Source organism: Nocardioides aquiterrae (assembly GCF_039526625.1).
In the GTDB taxonomy this organism is placed as follows: domain Bacteria; phylum Actinomycetota; class Actinomycetes; order Propionibacteriales; family Nocardioidaceae; genus Nocardioides; species Nocardioides aquiterrae.
Genome location: NZ_BAAAJE010000002.1, coordinates 450,177 through 471,316 on the forward strand (window position 1 = coordinate 450,177; position 21,140 = coordinate 471,316).

Below are 21,140 nucleotides of genomic sequence, written 5' to 3' on the forward strand. Positions count from 1 at the left end.
GACGGTCGCGGTCACGCGTGCTGGCGGCCGGGTCGTGTGCCCCAGACCGCGCTATGGCGCGTTCTCAGGCACACGACCCGACAGCGGCGGACCGGAAGCCACGAGCCGGCAAGCAGCCGCAAGCACCCGCCGCCGTCCCCGCTTCGTTGCCCGTCGGTCGCAACCCCAGGCCACCCGCAGCCCGCAGGCAGTCACCCGGCTGACGGGATGTCGACGAGCTCGACCAACGGCGCCCCGACGAACCGGAAGGTGCCGTGATCAGGCGGTCGCTCACGTGTTCCAGCGCAGCACCACCGGCGCCTCGTGCTCCCAGCCGAGGACAGAGAGGGTGGCGGTGTCGAGGCGCAGGTGCTGACCGAAGGGGACCGGCCGCCGCAGCCAGCGAGCGGCGAGCGCGCGCAGGGCGTGGCCGTGCCCGAACACGAGGGTGTCGCCGTCGGCGGCCTGGGCGCGGGCCACCACGCGGTCGAGCCGGGCGCAGACGTGCGCCTCGGTCTCACCACCGGGGACCGGCTGGTTCCAGATCGTCCACCCGGGCACCCGCGTGCGGATCTCCTGGGTGGTGACGCCCTCGTAGTCGCCGTAGTCCCACTCGACGAGGTCGTCGTCCACCTCGGCCCCGGGGAAGCCGGCGAGCTCCGCGGTCCGCCGGGCGCGCAGCATCGGGCTGGTCAGCACCAGCGCGAAGTCCGTCCCGGACAGTCGCGGTGCGAGCGAGCGGGCGACCTCCTCACCCTCGGGGAGCAGCGGGAGGTCGGTCGTCGACGTGTGCCGACCGTTCGCGCTCCACTCGGTCTTGCCGTGCCGGACCACCCAGAGCTCGTTCACGCCTCCATTGGAACAGGTCAGTCGTCGGCGAGCACGACGACCCGGTCGCCGGGCAGCACGTGGAACGTCTCGGACTTGGCCGGGTTCACCCGGACCCCGAACGACGCCTCCCCCTCGGCGAGCGCCTCGGACTTGTAGCCGATCGCGGTCTCGTTGCGGCGCGAGGCGCCCGCGATGATCGTGGCGTAGCTGACCTCGGCGCCCGGCTCGACGTACCACTCCGCCGGGCGCAGGTAGATCTCGCTGCCCTCGTCGCCGAGCAGCTGGTCGAAGACCGCCTCGAGCCGGTGGTCCTCGGAGAGCTGGGTGACCAGCAGGCTGACGATCTCGCCGCTGACGACGACATCGTCGACGTGCGCGACCTGGGCGAGCACCCGGTTGCGGTCGTCGAGCATCTCGCTGACCACCGGCGTCGCCGCGTCGAACCGGGACAGGATGTCGCGGACGTGCAGCAGCGTGACCAGCGTCCGTGCGTCGGCCGCCTGCGGCGCCAGGTCGTCGGAGTAGCAGAGCACCAGGACCTGGTCGAGGTCCGGCCCGACGTGCTCCTCGAGCGTGCTCCGGTCGGTCGTCAGCCCGGGCACGACCGTGACCTCGAGGTTGACCAGGTGCGGCACGTCGTGGACGTCGAACGACGTCAGCACCGTGAGCGAGGATCCGGGCGGGGCGTAGTGGTCCATCTCCCGCAGCACGATCGGCGCCCGCTCGTTCCAGCCGATCAGCAGCGCCCGCGTCGGGTGGTCGCCGGTACCGGTGCCGGTGCCCAGCCGGCTCGGGTCCGGCAGCACCGTCGAGTCGGGCTCGCCGCTCAGCACCGAGTCGTCCTCGGCCACCACGATCAGCGTGTGCCGGCCGATCACGGTGTCCGGCGCCGGGTTCAGCGTCGGTACGCCGTCGTCGATCACGCCGATGAGCGTGGCCTTCTCGAAGGCCAGCTGGGCCTCGGCGTAGGTCCGGCCGGCGAGGCTGTGCTCCTCGAGGAAGTAGATCTCGTCGCCGCCGTAGTCGAACAGCTCGGTGTAGACGGCCGCCGCCCCCGACTGCCGCGACGTCTGCACGACGAGCTTGGCCACGGTCTCCCGGATGTCGAGCAGCACCGTGCGGTCGGCGCCTACCAGGCGCGCGGCCTCGAGGTTCGTGGGATTGCGGATCTCGGCGACGATCCGTGGCCCGTCCGGCCCCGAGTGGGTCAGCGCGAGCAGCGTCTTGATGACCTCGCTGTCCGGGTCGTCGGAGTCCTCGGGCGCCAGCAGGATCACCGACCGGGCGGTGGTGTGGCTGCTCAGCTCGAGGTCGTCGATGTCCATCGGCGAGCCGCTGCGGCACACGACCCGGGTGCCGCGGAAGTCGTCGACCTTGGCCCGCAGGTCCTCCTCCATCTCGACCTTGTCCCGGTCGGCGAGGATCACGATGACCGGCTTGCGGCGGCTCTCGTTCGCGATCGTGAGCTCCCGGACGATCGTGAAGATCGAGTCCGACCAGCCGAGGATCACCGTGTGGTCCTTCTCCAGCACGATGGAGCGGCCGCGGCGCAGGTCCGCGAGCTTGGTGTCGATGCCGGCCGCGATCACGCCGATCAGGGCGCTGACGATGAACAGGCCGGCGATGGTGAGCGCAAGCATCGTGAGCTTGAAGCGCCAGGTGCCGGTGTCGCCGCCGATCGTGCCCGGGTCGAGCGCGTGCAACAGGTTCCCGAACATGGACTCGCCGAAGTCGCCCTGCTGGTCGGACAGCCCGAACACCGTGACGACGACCGAGAAGAGCAGGATCAGCAGCAGGGTGACGAGCGTGAGCCAGGCGATCAGCGCCGGCGTACCGCGCGACATGCTGTTGTCGAAGCGGTAGTGGAGCCGGTCGCCGAGGCTCGACCTCGGTGCCCGCGCGGGCCGCGCAGCCGCGGGCGTCGCCCGCGACTGGGCCATCGCCTTCGCCGTCCGCTGCCGTAGCTGCTGGCCGGTCCTCGCCATCTCTAACCTCTCCGGTTGACGCGCTCCGGGAATCGTGGCGTACGGCCGGGGATCCGACACCGGTTTTGCCCGAACCCGTGCCACCGCGTGCCACGATGCGGCGCATGGACATCTCCCGGGCCCGCGTCGCCACGGCGGCGGGCTTCCTGTCGCAGGGGGTGATCCTGCTCAGCCTGACGACCCGGCTGCCGGACTTCCAGGACCGCTGGGGGCTCTCGGACGTCACCCTCTCGCTGCTGCTGCTGATGATGATCCTGCTCGCGGGCGTGGGCTCGGTGAGCGCCGAGGGGCTCGCCAGGCGCACGGACAGCGCGCTGCTGCTGCGGGTGGGCCTGGTGACGGTCGCCGTCGGGGTTCCGGTGCTCTGCACGGCTCCGGCGGCGGCGGTCTTCGTGCTGGGGCTCGCGGTCTACGGCTTCGGCCTCGGGATGGTCGACGCGTCCACCAACATGCAGGCGGTCGCGATCGAGCACCGGTACGGCCGGCCGATCCTGCCGTCCTTCCACGGCGCCTGGACGCTGGGCGGCGTGATCGGCGCGGCGGTGACGCTCGTGACGTCCGACCTCCCGCTCGAGGCCGGCGCGGCGCTCGGCGTGATCCCGCTGCTCGTCGCGTGCGCGCCGTTCCTCCCCCGCGACCACGGGCCCACGGAGCTGGCCACCCGCGTCGCGGTTCCCTGGCGCCCGATCCTGCTGGTCGGCACCGCGATGGTGCTCTTCTACATGGTCGACACCGCCGTGCAGACGTGGGGGCCGCTGTTCGTCGACCACACGTTCACCACGCCGGAGCGGTACGTCGCGCTGCCGGCGCTCTGCTACCTGCTGGCCAGCGGCACGGTGCGGCTGGCCGGCGACGCGGTCGTGGCCCGGTTCGGCCCGGTGCCGGTGCTGCGCGCCGGCGCGGTCGTCGGGGCGGGTGCCCTGGCGATCGTCGTCTTCTCCCCCACCTGGCAGGTCGCGGTGCTGGGCTTCTCGATCCTCGGCGCCGGCGTCGCCGTGGTCGCTCCGTTGAGCTTCTCCGCGGCCGCGCGGATCGCCGGCGGCGAGGGCTTCGCCCCCGCCGTCCGCCAGGCGCGGGTGGACGCGGTGATCGCCCGGTTCAACCAGTTCAACTACCTCGGGGCGCTCCTCGGCTCGGTGCTGACGGGCCTGGTCGGCAAGGACTCGCTGCGCATCGGCTTCGCCGTGCCGATGGTGCTCGTCCTCGGCATCCTGCCGCTCGCCCCCGCGTTCGCGCCGCGCATCCTGCCGACGCGGGTCAGTGCACCGCGGCCATCAGCCTCCGGATCGGGTTCCTGACCGCCAGCAGCAGCAGGCCGACGCCGATCGCGACGAGCCCGAGCACGAGGAAGTACGACCGCTCGTCGTGCCAGTCGTAGTAGCCGGCGAGCTTGCCGGACAGCGCCGTGCCGAGCGCGATGGACAGGAAGTACAGCGCCACCATCTGCGTGGTGAACCGCTGCGGTGCGAGCTTGGTCGACAGGGACAGGCCCACCGGTGAGATGAAGAGCTCGGCGAGCGTGAACACCAGCAGGATCACGGCCAGCGCGATCAGCGGCGCGGCGTGCTCGCCGGGCGGCACCGGCAGGAACATGAGGAAGGCCAGCCCCATGAGGACCGTGCCGATCGCGAACTTGACCGGCGTGGACGGCTGGCGCGGACCGAGCCGGGTCCAGGCCGCGGCGAAGACCGGAGCGAGCAGGATGATGAACACCGGGTTGATCGACTGCACCCACGACACCGGCATCTCCCAGCCGAAGAGGCTCCGGTCCAGCCGCTTGTCGGAGTAGATCGTGACCACGGTGAACTGCTGCTGGTACAGCGACCAGAACACCACGTTGGCGACGAAGAGCGGCACGAACGACCACACCCGGCTGCGCTCCACGCCGCTGACCTGACGGCTGGCGAGCAGCAGGGCGAAGTAGGCCACCGCGGCGACGGCGGTGGCCCAGATGACCACGTCGGACAGGTTGTCCGCGGTGATGACGCCGGCCAGCCACAGTACGGCGACGAGGGCGACGACCGCGACCGCAGCGGCGGCGTACCGGACCCGCTCCCGGGGCTCGAGCGGGTGCGGCGGGACCCGGGTCTCCTCTGGGAGCCGGCGCCGGCCGATCGAGTACTGCACCAGGCCGGCGGCCATGCCGACCGCGGCGAGCGCGAAGCCGTAGTGGAAGCCCCAGCTCTCCTGGAGCAGGCCGGTGAGGAGCGGCCCGACGAACGCGCCGAGGTTGATGCCCATGTAGAAGAGCGAGAACCCGCCGTCGCGGCGCTCGTCGTCCTCGGCGTAGAGCGAGCCGACGAGCGAGCTGGCGTTGGCCTTCACGCCGCCGCTGCCCAGCGCGACCAGGACCAGTCCGACCGCGACGCCGGTGGTGCCCGGGAGGGTCGACAGCGCGACGTGGCCGAGCATCACCACGACCGCGGCGTAGAACAGGGTGCGCTCCGGGCCCAGGACCCGGTCGGCGAGCCAGGCGCCGACGATCGTCGCGAGGTAGACGCCCCCGCCGTACGCTCCGACGATCTGGGTCGCGGTGGCCTCGGAGATGCCGAGACCGCCCTCGGCCGCGGAGTAGTACAGGTAGATCAGCAGGATCCCCTGCATGCCGTAGAAGCTGAAGCGCTCCCACATCTCCACGCCGAACAGGTTGGCGAGGGGCCGGGGATGGCCGAAGAAGCCGCGGTCGGGTGCGGTGTCGGGGGCCGCCGTGCCGGTGGAGGTCACCCGGGAACGTTGCCCGGGCGGTCATCCGGGCAAACGGCGGAGCGGACTTCTGCGCCCCCATCCGGACGCTCGCCAGCTTGTAACGCGGTGTTAGAGCGTCTATGAACCCGTTGCAACGGGTTCATAGACGTCGCAACACCGCGTTACAAGCTAGCTCGGGGCAGGGCCGCTCCAGTTCTTGTCCGGCTGCGGGACCGGGCGGCCGGGCTGCTCGCCGCCGCGGGCCTCGAGGTAGTTCTGCTTCGGCACCATGACCTTGCGGCGGAAGATGCAGACCACCTTGCCGTCCTGGTTGTAGCCGATCGTCTCGACGTGGACCACGCCGCGGTCGTCCTTCGAGGTGCTCTCCCACTTGTCGAGCACGGTGGTCTCGCCGTAGAGGGTGTCACCGTGGAAGGTCGGGGCGACGTGGCGCAGCGACTCGATCTCCAGGTTGGCGATCGCCTTGCCGGAGATGTCCGGGACGCTCATGCCGAGGAGGATCGAGTAGACGTAGTTGCCGACCACGACGTTCTTGCCGAACTGGGTGGTCTCCTCGGCGTAGTGCACGTCGAGGTGCAGCGGGTGGTGGTTCATGGTGAGCAGGCAGAACAGGTGGTCGTCGTACTCCGTCACCGTCTTGCCGGGCCAGTGCTTGTAGGTCGCGCCGACCTCGAACTCCTCGTAGCTGCGTCCGAACTGCATGGGCACACTCTGCCCGCCCGGACGCGCGGTCGCACCGTGGGTTACCCCACAGTCACGAGCCGCCGCCGCCCGCCTGGTCTCGACACGCCGGTCGCGACCTCGCGAGCTCGGTCGCGCGGCTCGCTCGACCACCATCAAGGCGGCAGAGGCAGAACTGACCTCGTCCCTCGGTCAGCTACCGCCTCCCCCTGCCTTCCGGCGGTGCACCTTCGGCGAGGCTCCGCCGGACACCTCGGAGCCGTGCGCCTTCTCACGCACCGGACCGTCCTGGTGGACGCCCTTCTCCTTCTGGTTCTTCCGATCCAGCGCCTCGCGCATCTTGGCCTTCAGGTCGTCGTTCGAGTGCGAGTCGGTCATGCCTCACCATCGCACGCGACCGCGCCCGGGCGCCACGGTCCTACGGCGAGGGCGACGGCACGTTCGGCGTCGGTGACCCGGTCGGCCTCGGGGAGGACGTGGTCGGCGTGGGCGTGGGCGTCCCGGTGGTCGTCGGCGTCGGCGACTCGGTCGGGCACGGCGGCGTCGCGACCGGCGGGAGCTCGGCCTCCGCGACGATCATCGGGTGGTCGGTCGACCTGCGCACCTTCGGCCCGCGGTTGGCGTGGTAGTTCGTGAACGTCGTCTCCGGCGAGCCGAAGATCCAGTCGATGAACGTCGGCCGGGTCGGCGCGCAGCCGCCCAGGCCGCCGTTGCCGGTGTTGACCCCGCCGTTCGCGGCGACCATGTCGGTGCCCGCGGTCATCCGGCAGTAGTAGATGTCGCGCTCGTTCATGTCGCCGGTGAGGTAGACCGGCAGGCCCGTGTCGGCCCGCAGCCGGTTGACCGTCGCCATCTCGACCTCGGTGGCCTGCTTGCGCCACTTCGCGGCCGGGCCCCGCGCGTTGGCCGGGTTGTGCACCGAGGCGACGTACAGCTGCTGGCCCGTGGCCAGGTTCTGGAGCAGGACCAGCGGCATCCGCAGGATCGTCCCGTGGAAGTACGGGATCTTCATCCAGCTGCCCGTGACGAGGGAGAACTGGTCGGACCGCCAGGCGACCGAGTTGCGCATCCCCTTCTTGCCCCACGCGAGCGCCGGGTAGCTGTCCCAGGTGGTGCCCATCTCCTGCTCCCAGACCTGGTACTGCGGGTACTGGAACTCCTGGAGGCCGATCACCTCGACACCCTCGGCCTTGATCACCTGGGTCAGCCACTTCATCCGCTGCGCCCCGGGCGCCCACCCGTGCTTGTTGCCGCCGGGCGCCGTGTGGTCGGCGCCGAGCGCGTTGAGCGAGCTGATCGTGAACTGGGTGGGGAGGGAGTCCTCCCCCGCCAGCTGGGCGGCGCCACCGGAGCCGCCCATCCCGGACAGGCGCAGGGCGCCGGCGCCGAGCACCATCCCGAGCAGCAGGGCGGCGACGACGGCGAGGCGCTGGCGCGAGCGAGCGTCCGACAACATGAGTCCTCCTGGGTGTCAGGAGTACTCTAACGTCCCTTCCGTCACACGGACCCCATCCGCGACGCCGGGTGTCAGCCCTTCAGCTTGTAGTCCTTGAGCAGGCTGCGGCCGATGATCATCTTCTGGATGTCGCTGGTGCCCTCGCCGATCAGCATGAACGCCGCCTCGCGGTAGAGCCGCTCGATCTCGTACTCCTTGGAGTACCCGTAGCCGCCGTGGATCCGGAAGGAGTCCTGGACGACCTCGTTGCAGTACTCCGCGGCCAGCATCTTGGCCATCCCGGCCTCGACGTCGTTGCGCTCGCCCTTGTCCTTGAGGCGGGCGGCCCGGACCATCATCGCGTGCGCGGCCTCGACCTTGGTCGCCATCTCCGCGAGCCGGAACATGATCGCCTGGTGGTCGGCGATCGGCTTGCCGAACGTCTCGCGCTGCTGGGCGTAGGCGATCGCCAGCTCGAAGGCCCGCAGGCCGATGCCGCAGGCGCGGGCGGCGACGTTCACCCGGCCCACCTCGACCCCGTCCATCATCTGGTAGAAGCCCTTGCCGGTCTCCCCGCCCAGGACCTGCTCGGCCGAGACCCGGTGCCCCTCGAAGACCGCCTCGGTGGTGTCGACGCCCTTGTAGCCCATCTTGTCGATCTTGCCCGGGATGGTCAGCCCCGGCGCGACCTCGCCGAACCCGGTCTCCTTCTCGACCAGGAACGTCGTCATGTTCTTGTAGACCGAGTCCGCGCCCTCGTCGGTGCGCACCAGCAGCGCGATCAGGTTCGACGACCCGCCGTTGGTCAGCCACATCTTCTGGCCGTCGATGACGTAGTCGTCCCCGTCCTTGACCGCCTTGGTCTTGATCGCCGCGACGTCCGAGCCCAGGCCCGGCTCCGACATCGAGAACGCGCCCCGCACCTCGCCGGCCGCCATCGCCGGCAGGTACTTCTTCTTCTGCTCCTCGGTGCCGTGCTGCATGATCATGTACGCCACGATGAAGTGCGTGTTGATCACCCCCGAGACGCTCATCCAGCCCCGCGCGATCTCCTCCACGCACAGCGCGTAGGTCAGCAGCGACTCGCCCAGCCCGTCGTACTCCTCGGGGATCATCAACCCGAAGATGCCCAGCTCCTTGAGCCCGTCGACGATCTCCTGCGGGTACTCGTCGGCGTGCTCGAGCTCGGTCGCGACCGGGAGGATCTTCTCCTCCACGAAGGTGCGCACCGCCTTGAGGATCTCGGTCTGGTCCTCGGTCAGTCCGTCGGTCTCGCACAGGCGGCCCATGGCGGCGTCCTTCCGTTCGGGGGGTACAGGTAACCGATCGGTAACCTACTTCTTCTTCCCGCCCCGGTCCCATGTGAGATCCCGCACCGCGTGAGACAGGCCACGTACGGCGGCGCGCAGCTGCTCCTCCACGGGGACGTCGGAGGGCTGGACGCCGGGGACCGGGTGCGACGTCAGCTCGGCCAGGTCGCCGACCACGGGGCAGCCGATCTTGCGCAGCGCCGCGATCTCCTTCTCCGACCGGGCGTAGACCCAGGGCTCGTCGAGGCCCAGGGTGGGCTCGTCGCGCCGGTGCCGGGCCATCCCCTGCTTGGCCAGGACCCGCTTCACCCGCGAGTGGTAGGCACTGCGCTTCAGCGGGTCGTCCGCGAGCTCCTCGTTCAGCTGGCGCAGCACGAGGGTCGAGGCCAGGCCGAGCGACGGGTTCGCGGCGACCTCGAGCGAGCACGAGGAGGGATCGATGCCCACCACGCCGGCGTACCGCTCCCAGAGCAGGGTCCCGGGCGCACCCTTCGGGGGCGCGGTGACGACCACGACGTTCTCGGTGCCGACCACGCCCGACCAGCGCTTCGCCCACGTCGCGACGCCCTGCTGGCGCCAGAACGGGTTGCCCCGGCGCTCCTCGCGGACCCCCTGGAGGAACTCCGGCCAGGTCAGCCGGCCGCCGTTCTGGATGGACTCCTGCCACATGCTCGGGATCTGGCGGGCCAGGTCCCGGGCGGTGATCACGACAGTGAGCGGGGTGTCACCGAACGACGCCACGATCTGCTCGATCTTCGGCACCTTGCGGGCGCCGAGGAACTCCACGGAGAACAGCGCCGTGCCCGGCCACTCCTCGATCTCGCGGACGATGCGCCCCCACGGGCCGTCCGGCGCGATCGGGTCCTGGTCCTTGCCGCCGTGCTCGATGACGTCCTGCGCGGCCCGGATCTGGTCACGCCACTTGCGGCCGACGAAGGAGATTCCCTGCTCGCGCAGCACGTCGCGGTTGTTCGACACGACGTTCTGCAGGAACGTCGTGCCGGACTTCATCGTCCCGACGTGCAGGACCACGCGCTCGGCCACGCGTCAGTCGCCCTCCCAGTAGCGGCCCGAGAACGCCAGGTCCTGGGTCGTCGTGGGGCGCGCCGCCCGGGCGGTCGGGGTGGTGTCGCAGACCGGCGGCGGCGGGTCGAAGCTCGGGCCCGGGCTGTCGCCCACGGGCCGGGACCGGTGGTCCCAGATGAAGTCGAAGTTGCGGTTCCACTGCGTGACCAGGTGGGGGCCCTTGGCGCGCAGGATCATCTCGTCCCCGCTGATGCCGGAGTGCGTCCAGTTGCTCGAGCCGGTGAAGACGTACGACGCGGAGCGGTCGTCGCCGTAGTGCCCGGAGATCGTCAGGTACTTCTGGTGGCTGTACATGTCGACCTCCTGCAGCTCGTCGCAGTCGGTGTTGTAGCTGTCCGAGTGCCGCGGCACCGTGCCGCGCGGCGTGCTCATGCCGATCGTGTTCTTCATGGTGGTGCCACCGAGCGCCCACAGCACCTTGACGTCGCAGCCCTGGGCGTACAGGTTGCGCAGCCGGCGCGCGATGTAGGTGCCCCGGCTGCCGTTCCACGCGTGCATCGACACCCGGATCTTGGTGCGGCCGGCCGTGCCCGTCCCGCCGGCGGCGCCCTGGCACTGCACCGGGCGCAGGATCTGCATGACCGGGTCGTTCTTCTCGGTCGTGCGCGGGTGCGGCATCACCCAGAGCTGGTAGTCGCGCAGCACCTTGTGCTCGTAGAGCGGCTTGGCCGTCTTGTCCTTCTTCAGCTCCCAGAAGAGGCCCAGCAGGGTGTCGTAGAGGTTCGGCACCTCGGACTTGACGAGCAGGTCGTTGAACTGGTGGATCGCGGCGTTGCCGGTGAGGTTCGCCGAGCCGGTCATCACGACGTTCTTCGCGCCGCCGGTGTGCTCGAAGAGGTAGATCTTGTCGTGCAGCACGCCCTGCTCGCTGCGGCAGCCGGTCTTGCAGGTGTAGTCCCAGCTGCTCTTGGCGCGGTTGGTGCCGAGCGCGTGCTTCAGCATCTTCATCGCGGTCGTGTACTGGTGGTCGTTGTGCAGGACCTGCACGCTCACGCCACGGTCGTGCGCGTTGATCAGCGCCTTGGCGACGTTCGTGCGGTCGAAGGAGTACACCGCGATCCGGATCTTGGAGCCCTTGCGCGCGTGCCGGATCGCGTCGACGATCTGGCGCTCGATGCGGAACTTCGCCTCCTGCGAGCCCCACGGGTCGTTGAACCAGCCGCCGGTCGCCGGCAGCCACGGCTTCTTGCCGTCCGACTGCGACGTCGACGTACCGCTGGCGCCACTGCTCGCCGCACCGCCGTCCCCGGCAGTCGCGGCCGGGACCGCCACCAGCGGCGCGACCAGCGCGATCGCCCCCGCGACGACGAGGAGCCTCGACCTCACACCCACACCCGCAACCCTTCTCCTGCGTCGGGGGCGACGTCGCGCCGGCACACCCGGACGGCGCCGCTCAGGCGGTGGGTGATGTCCTTGCCGAACGACGCGCACGACGTCGGGTCGTGCCCCCAGACAACTCACGAACGTCGGCGAGCATAACAGCGACCAGGTCGCCCGCGGCATCGACGAGCTCGGCGTCGGACACCGACGAGACCGCCCGCTGGGGCGGCAGGTCGTCGGGCACGAGCAGGGAGTCGACGTCGCCCACCACGTCGAAGCCCTTGCGCCGGATCATCCGGACCGCTCGCTCGCTGCGGCGCCGGCACTCCTCGACCAGCTCGTCGGGGAGGCCGAAGCGCTCGCCGCCCTGCGCGACCAGGTGCTTCTCGGCGAGGTAGCCGCGGATCCACCGGCCCCGGTCGCCCGGGCTGCGGAACGCCGCCAGGTGCGCGTTGACCCGGCGGAGCAGCTCGACCTGCACGGCCCCGAGCGACTGGTTCGCGGGACGGTCGGGCAGCCGGTACTCCGAGGTCAGCCCGACCACGCCGGCGAAGTTGCGCCAGTGCCGGTCCGGCGGCTCCCCCTTGCCGGGCATCGGCAGCACGTGCACCCGCTCGGGGGGCACGGTGGCGGCCCAGCGCTTGAGGACGCCGTGCAGGTCCCAGGTCCGCCAGCTGAACTCCGAGCCGGGGCCCTTCGTGTGCGGGATCTCCTCGAGCGCCTCGGTGCCGCCGTTCTTGACCATCTCCTGCCAGCCGGCGGCCAGCATGCCCGCGGTGTGCCGGGCCGTGACCACCAGGTGCACCTCGGCCGGCGCCAGCTCGGCCACCGCCCGGGCCGCCTGCGCGGCCGACGCGCCGCAGAAGAACTCGTGCGTGATCAGCCCCGTGCCGTCGTACGCCGCCAGCTCGTCGCGCAGCCGGCCCCACGACCCCTTGGCGCGCGGGCTGCGGCGCGCGAGCTTCTTGCGGCCCTGGAGGTCGAGCGCGGCCCAGAGGTGGTCGCGGTGCCCCTCCCCGGGGAGCAGCACGCCGTCGCGGAGCACCTGGTCCCGGTTCTCCCACAGGATGCCCTGCAGGTAGGTCGTCCCGGTCTTGGGCAGCCCGATGTGGAGGTAGACCCGCTCGGCCACGAAGGTCAGATGCTCTCTTGGTACCTGGCCAGCGCCTCGCGCGTGCCGGCCTCGTCGCCGCGAGCGAGCGGGACGAGCAGGTCGGTGACCAGGTCGGTGAGCTCGGCCAGCCGCAGGTTCAGCTGCCGGCACTCCTGCACCTCGGCCTCGAGGGCCGTGACCCGCTTGCGCAGGTCGTGGGTCGCGCGCGCCGTGAGCCGTCCGCGCAGGTCCTTCATTCCCATGTCGCCACCATCCGGCAGATCTTGGTGGGCGAACCGCCGCCGCGGCCGGCCCTCGGAATCTTCACTGTCTCCCGCTCGACGATTCTGGCACCCGCCGCGCGGAGCTCGCGGGCCACCATCGCGGGCTTGCGGATCCGGGCCCGCTCCCGGCGGGCGAGCCCGCCGTCGCCGCGCTGGGCGAGGAACTCGACGTACAGCCGGCCCCCGTCCTGCAGCATCATCCGGGCGGCCCGCCAGGCGTTCCTGCGGGCCCGGCGGTCCACGTTGTCGGCGAGGTGGCGCGCGAGCACGACCCGGGGGCCGGGGTCGACCCCGACCAGGCCGCCGGTGGCGACCACGGACCGGAGCTCGAGGAAGTTGCAGGTCAGGAAGCCGGCGGCCAGCCCCTCGGACTCCGCGAGCTCCTCGGCCGCCTCGAAGCCGCGGCGCACGAAGTCGACGCCGGTCGCGGGCGTGCCCTGCCGCGCGAACCAGAGGACGTCGGTGCCGGTGCCGCAGGCGAGGTCGACGACCGGGGTCGCCGGGTCCTCGCGCCCTGCCGCGAACCGGGCCAGCTCCGAGGGCTCGTCGCCCGGGACCCGGCGCTTGGAGTAGTGGCGGTCCCACTGCGGCCGACCGGTGCGGATGCCGCGGAACCAGCCGTCGAACCGCCGGTGCGTCGACGCGGGTGTCGGGAAGTGGAACGCCGGGTCGGGCACCCGCCAGTTCTTGCCGTACGTCGCGGTGAGGAACCGGTCCGTGTCGGCCGGCACCGGGAACTCGCGGCCCTCGAGCGTGGCCCGGCCCAGCGGGGTCACCCACTCGCGCCGGAACGGCGTCCGGATCTCGCCCATCAGGTGCAGGTACCCGTCGCGCATGAACCCGCCGAACACGTCCAGGCCGCGCACGTGGCCGTCGCTCTCGACCACGTCGACCTTGAACGCCAGCCCGGAGTAGCGGGTGATCCGGTACCCCGCGGCGACCAGCGCGCGCTGCACCCGGAACGACTCGCCGATCGCGTCGACGGGGTGCTCGTACCTGCTGACGTAGCCGAGGTCGGCGTCGCTGTCGTGACCGATCAGCCGGCCGTTGCGCACCGCCCCGAGCAGCGTGCCGTAGGCGAGGAAGGCGTCGATGCCGGCGTCCTTCAGGCCCGCCAGCACGTGGTCGATCGCGTCGAGCAGCGGGCGGACGTTCTCCTCGCTGCGGTTGTCGAAGGTCTGCACGAGCCGCAGCGACTTGTCGAGGCTGAGCGGCTGACCGGCCTTGTTCTCGACCGCGATCCGGCCCTGCCCCCGGCCGAGCGTCACGTCGGCGTCGTGCACGACCTGGCCGGTCTCGTGGACGGTCAGGGTGAGCCGGGTGGTGCCGTCCAGGAACCGCCGGATCGCCTGCGGCCACGGCACCAGCCAGGTGCCGGAGGGCTGGCGGGCGCCGTCGCGGTGCAGCCAGAACGAGTAGATCCGGCGGCCGTCGAACGCGACGTCGAGCACGACCTCACGGCGCGAGCGGGCGGCGATGCCCTCCGCGGTGACCGAGACCGACGACACGCGGGCGCGGCGGGGCGGTCTGGTCATGGGGCGAGATCGTAACGGTGTCCCGCCGCGGAGCCGCTATCCGTGGTCCCACATCCAGAGGAAGCGCTTCTCGTACGCCGCGGCCTCGGTCTGGTCGTCGACGCGGACGATCAGGTCGTCGCGGTGGGTGGCCCGGGTGCTCCAGTTCTGCGAGCCCGTCCAGGCGCGCACGGTCGACGGCTCGCCGTCGTACCCGCCGGACACGATCATCACCTTCTGGTGGGTGCGGATGCCCTGGTGCTGGCCCTTGCGCATCTGCACGCCGTGGTTCTCCAGGATCGACTTCACCGCGGCGCCCATGCCGGTGCCGAAGAACACCCGCACGTGGCAGCCGTCGCCGCTCAGCGCCGCGACCTTCCAGGCGATGGCCTTGCCGCGCTCCTCGTTCCAGGCGTGGGTGCTGATGTAGACGCCGGTGCGGACCTCCTCGTCGCCGACCGTCACCCGGCACTGCACGTTGTCGAGCGCCAGCAGGACGGGGTCGGTCTCCGCGGTCAGGTCGACCGGCGTCATCCGGATGTCCGCGCCGTCCACCGACTTGTGGAGGTACTGCTTGGCCACCGGCTGGTCGGCCTTGAGCTGGCCGAACCAGCGGCCGTAGGCGCGGAAGTACGGCCGGTCCTCGACCCGGGTGTAGAGGTCGTTCCACTGGTCCTGCGCGTTGTGCTGGGTGAGGTTGACCGAGCCGACCATGGTGATCCACCTCGCCCCGCCGGCCTTGCTGAAGGAGAAGTACTTGGCGTGCATCTGGCCCCGGTCGCCGCGGCAGCTGTTGTCGCAGATCCGCACGAACGACCCGGCGCCGGTGTCGGTGCCCAGGGCGGCGCGCAGCCGCGCCATGGCCGGGTAGACGTTCTCGCCCGCGAACACCATCTTCACGTCCACCCCGCGGTCGTGGGCCGCGATCAGCGCGTCCGCGGTGGGCCCGTCACCGAACGAGAAGACCGCCATCCGGATCGTCGCCCCGGGCGGCGTGCTGTTGACGGTGCGGATCACCTGCTGGAGCAGCTTGCGCTGCTGGGTCGGCGTCCCGATCGGGTTGTTGAAGTTCGGTCCCGCGGGTGGCACGTAGCTGCCGATCCGCGGGGCGGCGCTCCCGGCGTCCGCCGTCACGGGCAGCGCGAGGAGGCCGGCGAGGAGGGCCAGCAGGAGGGCGAGACGGGGTCCGAGAGCGCTCACGATCACCCATTGTCACATCTGTCCCGCCAGTCACAACCTGTCCGTTCGGGCAGGGTGTGTTCCCGGGTCGTCCGCCTGAGGGCGGCGTATACACGCGCGAGAAGCGGACGACCCGCTCAGCGAGCGCCGAGCGGCGGGATGGTGGCGGTCGACACCACGAACGGGTGGTCGGTGGCGCGCTGCACCAGGCCGGTGCGCTGGCTGAGGTAGTCGCTGAAGCGGATCACGCTGGAGCCGAAGATCCAGTCCACGCCCATGCCCGGCGGCGGGAGGCAGGTGCCGCCCGAGGCGACCCCGCCGCTGGCCGACACCATCGCGCCCGATCCGGTGACCTTGCAGAAGATCTCGTCGCGCTCGTTGAAGTCGCCGGTGAGCACGACCGGGAAGTTCTCCGCGTGCAGCTGGTTGATCAGCTCGATCTCGCGGGCGGTCGCCGCGTCCCGCCAGCGCTCGTTGTCGCCCCAGCGGCCGGTGCTGGCCGGGTTGTGGACGTTGATGAAGTACACGTCCTGGCCCGACGCCAGGTTGTGGAGGCGGACGTAGGGCATGTCGACGGTCCGGCCGCGGAAGTACGGGATCGGCACGGTGGCGCCCTGGACCAGCTCCCACGTGTCGGTGCGCCAGGCGATGGAGTTGCGCGGATCGCCCGCGTTGCCCGGGTAGACCGACCACCGGCCCCCGGTGCGGGCGAGGAACGTGCTGACCTGGGAGCTCTCGAACTCCTGGAACCCGATCACGTCGGCGTCGTACGACGTCACGATCGACGTCGCCCACGCCATCCGGGTGCCGGCCGGCGCCCAGCCCTTCTTGTTGCCCCCCGGCTTGGTGTGCGAGGCGCCGAGCACGTTGAAGGTGGCGACGCGGAAGGTCGTGGGCTCCTGGGCGACGACCTTCTGGGTCTTCTTGCGCAGCTCCTTGCCGACCGTGCCGACCTCCTGCGGCTCCACGGTCGGCGCCGCCGTCACCCGCCGGCCCGCCCGGACCGACTGCGCCGGCTCGCTCGGGGACGACGGGGTCACGATCGCGACGTCCGCGGCAGTCCGGTTCGGCTCGGGGTCGGGGGCGCCGCCCGGACGGAAGATCGCGAGCACGGCGATGACGACGCCCAGCACGCCCACGACCGCGATGGTCGCGACCGCGGCGCCGGTCGTCTCGGCGGGGTCGGGGGGACCGACGTGCTTGGTCATGCCTCTCCCGATCCTCACGAGTGGTGCGCAGGTGCGTCGAGCCTACCCGAGGCGCACCGGGCTCAATCCAACGTCAGGAGGGTCCGGGCCACCGCGGCCGGATCCTCCGCCGGCTCCGCGTCGTCGGGTCCGGGCTCCCCCGGGCCGGCGACCACAGGAAGGAGATCGGCAGGATCACCGTGGATCTTGAGACCCGCGGCGCGGACGTCGTCGAGCCAGCGGTCGGTCGCCGCGCGCAACAGCTCCTCCAGCCGGTACGGCGTGCGCGGGCGGGGGCCCGGACGCGCGGCGAGCTCGCCCTCGGCGTACCCGCGCTTGACGACGCGCAGGTACGTCGCGCGGTCCATCCGGCCGTCGAGCTCCGCGTTGACGGCGCGGAGCAGGGCGACCTCGGCGGCGCCGAGGGACGGGTTGGCGGGGGCGGCCGACGCGTCGAGGATCCCCGGGTCGACGCCGCAGGCCTCGGCGAAGCGCTGCCACAGCACCTCGGGGCCGGCCCCCGGCGGCGGGCCGACGACCAGGTGGACCCGCTCGGGCGGGACGCCGGCCGACCACCGGCGCAGGCAGTCGGCGAAGTCCTGGGCGTGCCAGAAGTGCGGCCGCACGCCCCCGGCGTCCGGGCCGGCGTCGGGCCCGGTGTCGGCGCGCAGCTCCGTCCGCTCGAACTCGGCGAACGGCCAGGTCGCGCCGAGCTTGACCTCCTCCTGCCAGTGCGCGGTCGCCTGCCGGCCGAGGTCGCGGGCGGTGACGAGCACGTGCACCTCGGCGCCGGCCAGCGGTGCCAGCGCCGCGCGCACCTGGTCGGGGGTCGCGCCGGCCAGCACCTCGTGGCTGATCACCGCGACGCCGTCGTACGACAGCGCCCGCTCGCACACCGCCGACCAGGCGCCGGCGACCTGCTCGTCGGCGAGGCCGAACTTCGCGGCGCTGCCGCGCACCTCGACCGCACCGTGGAACATCGCGCCCGGCCGCACGAACGGGTACAGGACGCCGTTCTCGCGCAGCCGGTCGCGGTTCCCGGCCAGCAGCGCCTGCAGGTACGTCGTGCCGGTCTTCGGCAGTCCGACATGGAGGACGATGCGCGGCACGGTGACATCGTGCCACCCGCCCCGGCCGGTAGCGTTACGAGACGTGAGCACCAGCCCCGCGCGCGTCTACGTCGCCCGCCTCGTCGGGCTGCCGATCTTCGACCCCCAGGGCGACCAGGTCGGCAAGGTGCGGGACCTCGTCGCGGCGGTCCGGTCGGAGACCCACCAGCCGCGCGTGCTCGGGCTGGTCGCCGAGGTCTTCGGGCGCCGGCGGATCTTCGTGCCGATGACCCGGGTGACCAACATCGACAGCGGCCACGTCTACACCACGGGCCTGCTCAACATGCGCCGGTTCGAGCAGCGCCCGACCGAGACGCTGGTGATGGGCCAGATGCTGGACCGCACCGTGCGGGTGCCGATGACCGGCGTGACCGGCACCGTCTACGACGTGGCGATGGAGCAGGCCCGCAACCGCGACTGGGTGCTGAGCCGGGTCGCGATCCAGGAGCCCGCGAAGGGCCTGCGCCGGCGCGGGCAGACGCACGTGGTCGAGTGGCGCGACGTCGAGGGACTCACCGCGCGCGAGGAGTCCCAGGGCGCCACCCACCTGATCGCCGCGCTCAACGAGATGCGGCCCGCCGACGCCGCGAACATGATCCACGACCTCCCGCTCGAGCGCCGGTCGGCCGTGGTCGCCGCGCTCGACGACGAGCGGCTCGCCGACGTCCTCGAGGAGCTGCCCGAGGAGGACCAGGTCGACATCCTCGAGCACCTCGACAACGAGCGGGCGGCCGACATCCTCGAGGAGATGTCGCCGGACGACGCCGCGGACCTGATCGCCGACCTCCCGCCGGAGACCGCGGAGGCGCTGCTGGAGCTGATGGAGCCCGAGGAGGCCGAGGACGTCCGGCGGCTGATGTCGTACGCCGAGGAGACCGCCGGCGGCATGATGACGCCGGAGCCGGTCATCCTGGGCCCGGACGCCACCATCGCCGACGCGCTCGCGCACGTCCGCAACCCGGAGCTGACCCCGGCGCTGGCGGCGCTGGTCTACGTCTGCCGGCAGCCGCTCGAGCCGCCCACCGGCAGGTTCCTGGGCGTCGCGCACATCCAGCGGCTGCTGCGCGAGCCCCCCTCGACGCTGGTCGCGGGCGCCCTCGACGACTCGATGGAGTCGCTGCGCCCGGAGGCCACGATCGACGAGGTCGCCGCCCACCTGGCGACGTACAACCTGGTGGCCGCCCCGGTCGTGGACGAGAACGGGCACCTGCTCGGCGCGGTGACCGTCGACGACCTGCTCGACCACATGCTGCCCGAGGGCTGGCGGGACCGCGCGATCCGGCGGGAGGTCGACCGATGAGCGACCGGACCCCCCGGCTGGACACCCCGAAGGACCTCCGCCGGCCGCCCCTGGTCCGGCGGCCGTCGTACAACGCGGACACCTTCGGGGTCTTCGCCGAGCAGTTCGCCCGGTTCATGGGGACCGCGCAGTTCCTCATCTACATGACGCTGTTCGTGGTGTTCTGGGTGGTCTGGAACTTCGCCGCGCCCCCGCACCTGCGCTTCGACGACTACCCGTTCATCTTCCTGACCCTGATGCTCAGCCTCCAGGCGTCGTACGCCGCCCCGCTGATCCTGCTCGCGCAGAACCGGCAGGAGGCGCGCGACCGGGTGGTGGCCGAGCAGGACCGGCAGGCCGACGCCCGCGCGCACGCCGACATGGAGTTCCTCGCCCGCGAGGTCGCGTCGCTGCGGATGGCGGTGGGCGAGGTCGCGACCCGCGACTTCCTGCGGTCCGAGCTCCGCAGCCTGCTGGCCGAGCTGGACGAGCGCTCCGAGGAGCGTGTCCAGGGTCACCCGGCCGACGACGAACCCGAGAACGCCGCACCGTAGACTCGGGGATCATGAGCAGCCCCCTTCTCGAGCGGGTCAACGCCGCACTGGCGACCGTCAACGACCCCGAGATCAAGCGTCCGATCACCGACCTCGGCATGGTCGAGTCCGTCGAGATCGACGACGCCGGCGTCGCGCACCTGACGGTGCTGCTGACCGTGGCCGGCTGCCCGATGAAGGACACCATCAACCGCGACGTCTCGGCCGCGGTCGGCGCGGTCGACGGCATCACCGGCGTCGACCTCAGCCTGGGCGTGATGACGGCCGAGCAGCGCGCCGGACTGCAGGAGGTGCTGCGCGGCGGGCAGGCGCAGCGGGAGATCCCGTTCGCGCAGCCCGGCTCGCTGACCAAGGTGTTCGCGATCGCCAGCGGCAAGGGCGGCGTCGGCAAGTCCTCGGTGACCGTCAACCTCGCCCTCGCCATGGCGAAGCAGGGCCTCAAGGTCGGCGTCGTCGACGCGGACATCTACGGGCACTCGGTCCCGGCCATGCTCGGCGTCGCCGACCAGCGGCCCACCCAGGTCGAGGACCTGATCATGCCGGTCCCCACGCCGTCCGGCGTCTCGGTGATCTCGATCGGCATGCTGAAGCCCCGCCGTGACCAGGTCGTGGCGTGGCGTGGCCCGATGCTCGACCGGGCGCTCGTGCAGATGCTCTCCGACGTCTACTGGGGCTCGCTGGACGTGCTGCTGCTCGACCTGCCGCCGGGCACCGGCGACGTCGCGATCTCGCTCGGCCAGCACCTGCCGGGGGCCGAGGTGGTCGTCGTGACCACGCCGCAGGAGGCGGCCGCCGAGGTCGCCGAGCGCGCCGGCACGATGGCGTCGATGATGCACCAGCGCGTCGTGGGCGTCGTCGAGAACATGAGCTTCCTCCCGTGCCCCCACTGCGGGGCCGACGAGCACCGCCTCGAGATCTTCGGCTCCGGCGGCGGCGAGCGGGTCGCCGGCACCCTGTCGGCCCGCTTCGGGTACGACGTACCCGTCCTCGGCCAGGTGCCGATCGACCCGTCGCTGCGCGAGGGTGGCGACGCCGGCAAGCCGATCGTCGAGTCCGACCCGACCGCACCGGGCGCCCGGGTGCTGACCGCGATCGCGGAGAAGCTCGCCGGCCGCGGCCGCGGCCTCGCCGGCATGCAGCTGGGACTGACGCCGACCAGCAAGTTCTAGGCTGTAGGTTTCCTCCGTGTTCGGAGTCGGGCTGACGGAGATGGCCGTCATCGCCTTTGTCGCCATCCTGGTCTTCGGCCCCGAACGCCTCCCCGACCTGGCCCGCCAGGCGGCCCAGATCGTCAAGCAGGTCCGCCGGATGGCGAACAACGCGCGCGACGAGCTGCGCGCCGAGCTCGGTCCGGAGTACGCCGACCTCGAGCTGCGCGACCTCGACCCGCGCGAGATCGTCAAGCGGCACATCGCCGAGGCGCTCGAGGACGACGAGGACGACGAGCCCGTGCGCCCCGCGCGGCGTGGCCTGCGTCCGCTGAACGACGGCGAGGTCCCGCCGTACGACGCCGACGCGACCTGACGCCGACTCGGCGCGAATGCAGGCCCGCAGACCGTCGACTCGGCGCGAATGCAGGCCCGCAGACCGTCGACTCGGCGCGAATGC

The 21,140-nt window shown here is 71.7% G+C and carries 20 protein-coding genes; 5 read left to right on the top strand and 15 right to left on the bottom strand.

Features of this window, described 5'->3' with window-relative positions; all coding sequences use genetic code 11:
- Positions 1-270: 270 nt before the first annotated feature.
- Together ABD086_RS04765 and ABD086_RS04770 are read right to left on the bottom strand one after the other, a co-directional pair.
- The gene (locus ABD086_RS04765) at positions 271-828 is read right to left on the bottom strand and encodes a histidine phosphatase family protein (RefSeq protein WP_343906129.1); all 558 of its coding nucleotides are present in this window, start codon (positions 826-828) and stop codon (positions 271-273) included.
- Positions 829-845: 17 nt separating this feature from the next.
- Positions 846-2,795 carry a CASTOR/POLLUX-related putative ion channel gene (locus ABD086_RS04770; protein WP_343906130.1) on the bottom strand — a complete coding sequence of 650 codons (1,950 nt, stop codon included), beginning with the start codon at positions 2,793-2,795 and terminating at the stop codon, positions 846-848.
- A gap of 104 nt (positions 2,796-2,899) precedes the next feature.
- Between ABD086_RS04770 and ABD086_RS04775 the strand changes: the two genes are divergently transcribed.
- Positions 2,900-4,093 carry an MFS transporter gene (locus ABD086_RS04775; RefSeq protein WP_343906131.1) on the top strand — a complete coding sequence of 398 codons (1,194 nt, stop codon included), beginning with the start codon at positions 2,900-2,902 and terminating at the stop codon, positions 4,091-4,093.
- Here the strand turns inward: ABD086_RS04775 and ABD086_RS04780 are convergent.
- From ABD086_RS04780 to ABD086_RS04840, 13 genes are all read right to left on the bottom strand, one after another.
- Positions 4,053-5,519: a peptide MFS transporter gene (locus tag ABD086_RS04780; protein ID WP_343906132.1), complete on the bottom strand. Its 1,467-nt coding sequence runs from the start codon at positions 5,517-5,519 to the stop codon at positions 4,053-4,055. The genes ABD086_RS04775 and ABD086_RS04780 overlap by 41 nt on opposite strands.
- Positions 5,520-5,669: 150 nt before the next feature.
- On the bottom strand, positions 5,670-6,203 hold the full coding sequence (locus ABD086_RS04785) for a MaoC family dehydratase (protein WP_343906133.1): 534 nt from the start codon (positions 6,201-6,203) through the stop codon (positions 5,670-5,672).
- A 171-nt stretch (positions 6,204-6,374) separates the two neighbouring features.
- Positions 6,375-6,560 carry a DUF5302 domain-containing protein gene (locus ABD086_RS04790; RefSeq protein ID WP_343906135.1) on the bottom strand — a complete coding sequence of 62 codons (186 nt, stop codon included), beginning with the start codon at positions 6,558-6,560 and terminating at the stop codon, positions 6,375-6,377.
- A 40-nt stretch (positions 6,561-6,600) separates the two neighbouring features.
- Positions 6,601-7,638: an endonuclease/exonuclease/phosphatase family protein gene (locus ABD086_RS04795; RefSeq protein ID WP_343906137.1), complete on the bottom strand. Its 1,038-nt coding sequence runs from the start codon at positions 7,636-7,638 to the stop codon at positions 6,601-6,603.
- A gap of 71 nt (positions 7,639-7,709) precedes the next feature.
- Positions 7,710-8,906, bottom strand: a complete 1,197-nt coding sequence (locus ABD086_RS04800; protein ID WP_343906139.1) for an acyl-CoA dehydrogenase family protein — start codon at positions 8,904-8,906, stop codon at positions 7,710-7,712.
- A gap of 45 nt (positions 8,907-8,951) precedes the next feature.
- Positions 8,952-9,971 carry a hypothetical protein gene (locus tag ABD086_RS04805; RefSeq protein WP_343906141.1) on the bottom strand — a complete coding sequence of 340 codons (1,020 nt, stop codon included), beginning with the start codon at positions 9,969-9,971 and terminating at the stop codon, positions 8,952-8,954.
- Positions 9,972-9,974: 3 nt separating this feature from the next.
- The gene (locus tag ABD086_RS04810; protein WP_343906143.1) at positions 9,975-11,339 is read right to left on the bottom strand and encodes a phospholipase D-like domain-containing protein; all 1,365 of its coding nucleotides are present in this window, start codon (positions 11,337-11,339) and stop codon (positions 9,975-9,977) included.
- 67 nt (positions 11,340-11,406) lie between these two features.
- The gene (locus ABD086_RS04815; RefSeq protein ID WP_343906145.1) at positions 11,407-12,465 is read right to left on the bottom strand and encodes a hypothetical protein; all 1,059 of its coding nucleotides are present in this window, start codon (positions 12,463-12,465) and stop codon (positions 11,407-11,409) included.
- A 5-nt stretch (positions 12,466-12,470) separates the two neighbouring features.
- A complete protein-coding gene (locus tag ABD086_RS04820) occupies positions 12,471-12,689 on the bottom strand; it encodes a DUF6752 domain-containing protein (protein WP_343906147.1) in 219 nt (72 codons plus the stop codon).
- Positions 12,680-14,245 carry a LicD family protein gene (locus ABD086_RS04825; protein WP_343906149.1) on the bottom strand — a complete coding sequence of 522 codons (1,566 nt, stop codon included), beginning with the start codon at positions 14,243-14,245 and terminating at the stop codon, positions 12,680-12,682. The genes ABD086_RS04820 and ABD086_RS04825 overlap by 10 nt, the downstream gene beginning before the upstream one ends.
- 36 nt (positions 14,246-14,281) lie before the next feature.
- The gene (locus tag ABD086_RS04830; RefSeq protein ID WP_343906150.1) at positions 14,282-15,424 is read right to left on the bottom strand and encodes a phospholipase D-like domain-containing protein; all 1,143 of its coding nucleotides are present in this window, start codon (positions 15,422-15,424) and stop codon (positions 14,282-14,284) included.
- Between the two features lie 116 nt (positions 15,425-15,540).
- Positions 15,541-16,611: an endonuclease/exonuclease/phosphatase family protein gene (locus ABD086_RS04835; RefSeq protein ID WP_343906152.1), complete on the bottom strand. Its 1,071-nt coding sequence runs from the start codon at positions 16,609-16,611 to the stop codon at positions 15,541-15,543.
- Positions 16,612-16,673: 62 nt separating this feature from the next.
- Complete coding sequence (locus tag ABD086_RS04840) at positions 16,674-17,699, bottom strand: hypothetical protein (RefSeq protein ID WP_343906154.1); 1,026 nt, start codon at positions 17,697-17,699, stop codon at positions 16,674-16,676.
- Positions 17,700-17,742: 43 nt separating this feature from the next.
- Here ABD086_RS04840 and ABD086_RS04845 point away from each other — a divergent pair, with 43 nt between their 5' ends.
- Genes ABD086_RS04845 through ABD086_RS04860 form a run of 4 tightly spaced genes read left to right on the top strand, consistent with a single transcriptional unit; the run spans position 17,743 to position 21,056 of the window.
- Entirely contained in the window at positions 17,743-18,999 is a 1,257-nt protein-coding gene (locus ABD086_RS04845; protein ID WP_343906156.1) for a magnesium transporter MgtE N-terminal domain-containing protein, read from the top strand.
- Positions 18,996-19,532 carry a DUF1003 domain-containing protein gene (locus ABD086_RS04850; RefSeq protein WP_343906158.1) on the top strand — a complete coding sequence of 179 codons (537 nt, stop codon included), beginning with the start codon at positions 18,996-18,998 and terminating at the stop codon, positions 19,530-19,532. The genes ABD086_RS04845 and ABD086_RS04850 overlap by 4 nt, the downstream gene beginning before the upstream one ends.
- Positions 19,533-19,543: 11 nt before the next feature.
- Positions 19,544-20,701, top strand: coding sequence for an Mrp/NBP35 family ATP-binding protein (locus ABD086_RS04855; RefSeq protein WP_343906160.1), 1,158 nt, complete (start codon positions 19,544-19,546; stop codon positions 20,699-20,701).
- 16 nt (positions 20,702-20,717) lie between these two features.
- Complete coding sequence (locus tag ABD086_RS04860) at positions 20,718-21,056, top strand: sec-independent translocase (RefSeq protein WP_343906162.1); 339 nt, start codon at positions 20,718-20,720, stop codon at positions 21,054-21,056.
- The last annotated feature ends 84 nt before the right edge of the window (positions 21,057-21,140 follow it).